The 1,129-nt window shown below is 62.4% G+C and carries 1 protein-coding gene and 1 pseudogene; both read right to left on the bottom strand.

All coding sequences use genetic code 11. From position 1 onward, the window contains the following. Positions 1-785 (bottom strand): glutathione-dependent disulfide-bond oxidoreductase (gene yghU, locus HX846_RS24840; protein WP_178966289.1); only part of this gene is annotated, 785 nt, incomplete at its 3' end. A gap of 133 nt (positions 786-918) precedes the next feature. Beyond that, a pseudogene (locus HX846_RS24845) lies at positions 919-1,129 on the bottom strand (RND transporter); the annotation flags it as partial.

Below are 1,129 nucleotides of genomic sequence, written 5' to 3' on the forward strand. Positions count from 1 at the left end.
TCGCCCGACACACGGTTGACCCGGCGCCCACGCTGCACCGCCGGCCGCGCTTCGATGGCATTGGCCCAGCGCACGACGTGCTTGTAATCCTGCACCGAGAGAAACTCCCCCGCCTCATACAAGCGGCCTTTCACCAGGCCGCCGTACCACGGCCAGATCGCCATGTCGGCGATGGTGTACTCATCCCCGGCAATGTATTCGTGCTCCGCCAATTGCTTGTCCAGTACGTCCAGTTGGCGCTTGGTTTCCATGGCGAAGCGGTCGATGGCGTATTCGATCTTGGTCGGCGCGTAGGCATAGAAATGCCCGAAACCACCGCCCAGGTACGGCGCGCTGCCCATCTGCCAGAACAACCACGACAGGCATTCGGCACGGGCCGCCGGTTCGGTGGGCAGGAACGCGCCGAACTTCTCGGCCAGGTACTGCAGGATCGCACCCGACTCGAACACCCGAATCGGCTTGGGCCCGCTGCGGTCCAGCAGCGCGGGAATCTTCGAGTTCGGGTTCACGCCGACGAAGCCGCTGCCGAACTGGTCGCCGTCACCGATCTTGATCAACCACGCATCGTATTCCGCCCCCTGGTGACCCAGGGCCAGCAGCTCTTCCAGCAGGATCGTGACCTTCTGGCCATTGGGCGTTGCCAACGAATACAGCTGCAACGGATGACGGCCTACCGGCAATTCCTTGTCGTGGGTCGCGCCGGCAATGGGCCGGTTGATGCTGGCGAAGGTGCCGCCGTTTTGGGTCTTCCAGGTCCAGACTTTTGGCGGTACGTAATCAGTCATGCCACTACTCCTTGGATTCAATGTTCACAACAACTAACGGCAGGAGCGAGCTTGCTCGCGAAAAACTCGAGGGCGCCGTGTTCTTTCAGGATGCCCGCGGTGTGGTCGACGACCTTCGCGAGCACGCTCGCTCCTACAGGTTCTTTTGGGCCAGTTGGGCCATATTCCAACCGCCACCCAGTGCCTTGATCAGCCCTACGTTGGCGCTTAACTGTTGAGTCTGCAGATCCAGCACCGTGCGCTGTGCCTGCAACGACGCTACCTGCGCCGTCACCACGTCCAGGTACGCCGCGCCACCCTGGCGATAGCGTGCCAGGGACAAGTCCTCGGCGTACTGCGCGGCT

Source organism: Pseudomonas sp. K5002 (assembly GCF_013386655.1).
Lineage (GTDB): Bacteria > Pseudomonadota > Gammaproteobacteria > Pseudomonadales > Pseudomonadaceae > Aquipseudomonas.